Genomic DNA, 1228 nt, shown 5'->3' with positions numbered 1-1228 from the left:
CCCCGACTTCACCAGCTCGACCATCTGGGCCCGGAATTCCGCCGGGTACGGCTCGTGATGCTTGCCCATTTCGGCACCTCCTGCTCAAAAGCATAGGTGTCCGTTTTCGCGGGTCAACTTCACAGCAGACGCAGCGGTGGCTCGCGGCGGGCTGTTTCGAGAGCATGGTCAGTGATCTGCGCTCGGTCATCCGGGTCGCACAGGGACGTCAGGGACAGCCCAGTGCGGTGATCCTTGACGGGCGCACATTGCAGTCCACCTGCGAAAGCGGTCCACGTGCGGGCTATGACGGCTACAAGCGCAAGCGTGGCAGCAAAGTTCATATGGCGGTCGACACGCTGGGCCAGTTGCTGGCCGTACACGTGACACCGGCCAACGAACAGGAGCGCGCGCAGGTGGCGGAGCTGGCACGTCAGGTACAGCAGGCTACGGGAGAAACCGTGAAAGTGGCGTTTGCGGATCAGGGCTATACGGGTGAGGAGCCCGCGAAGGCTGCACGTGATGAAGGCATTGAGCTGCAGGTGATCAAACTGCAGGAAGCAAAAAAGGGCTTCGTTCTGCTGCCACGGCGATGGGTGGTTGAACGCAGCTTTGGATGGCTTAACCGCTTTCGACGCCTCACGCGCGACTACGAACGATTGCCCGAAACGCTTGCTGGTCTTCATTTCGTTGTCTTCGCCATGCTCATGCTGGTCCATGCAGTTCCGGTACTTCAAGGTTCCTAACACGCTCTAGCTTCGAGATCCGGACAAGTCGGGATCCCCGTGACGCGAAGTGTCGAACCGCTTTTCCTTCATCGCGGTTTCCCCAGATTGGAAGGGAAAAGGGCCGGCGCTATCGAATCCATCTGTCGCAGACGGCGGTTGCCCGGCACGAGAAGGTGAACTCGTCAGTTGGCATACTGCCGCGCGAGGGGACTCCCTGCGAAAGGATCGTCGAGCCCGTTGATCGTCTGTCGCCCAGTATCTGGCATCGACATTGCCGTCTCAAAATGCTCGAGTCTCTGTCCTGCGCTAATCGCCTGCTTCAGCCACTGAGGCATTTCCCCCTCGTCTGTCCACGTACTCCCAGTCGCATTTTGATCCCGGGCTGGTTTCTGCATGACCGTAAGCGGTAGTTTCTGCCGCGCCTAGCGCGGCCGGATCAAGAGGATCAAGCTGCGTCCGCAACTTCAACATTGCGGACGCAACTTATGACTGACACACAAACTGACTTTGACTTTCTTCCG

At 59.0% G+C, this 1228-nt stretch carries 2 protein-coding genes; one reads left to right on the top strand and one right to left on the bottom strand.

The features are described 5' to 3' along the window. The first annotated feature begins 35 nt into the window (after window positions 1-35). Entirely contained in the window at window positions 36-725 is a 690-nt protein-coding gene (locus L5014_RS38490; protein WP_338019404.1) for an IS5 family transposase, read from the top strand. Between the two features lie 164 nt (window positions 726-889). On the opposite strand, the gene L5014_RS39185 is transcribed toward L5014_RS38490, so the two are convergent. Next, window positions 890-1102, bottom strand: coding sequence for an H-NS family nucleoid-associated regulatory protein (locus L5014_RS39185; protein WP_420800214.1), 213 nt, complete (start codon window positions 1100-1102; stop codon window positions 890-892). Window positions 1103-1228 lie beyond the last annotated feature (126 nt).

Origin of the sequence: Paraburkholderia tagetis (genome assembly GCF_022213065.1) — a bacterium.
Taxonomy (GTDB): Bacteria; Pseudomonadota; Gammaproteobacteria; order Burkholderiales; family Burkholderiaceae; genus Paraburkholderia; species Paraburkholderia tagetis.
The sequence above is the reverse complement of the archived record's forward strand: the minus strand, read 5'-3'. Positions and strand labels throughout refer to the sequence as shown.

Coding starts and splice junctions, on each gene's coding strand:
- L5014_RS39185 (WP_420800214.1), bottom strand. CDS start 1,102: ATGCAGAAACCAGCCCGGGATCAAAATGCGACTGGGAGTACGTGGACA.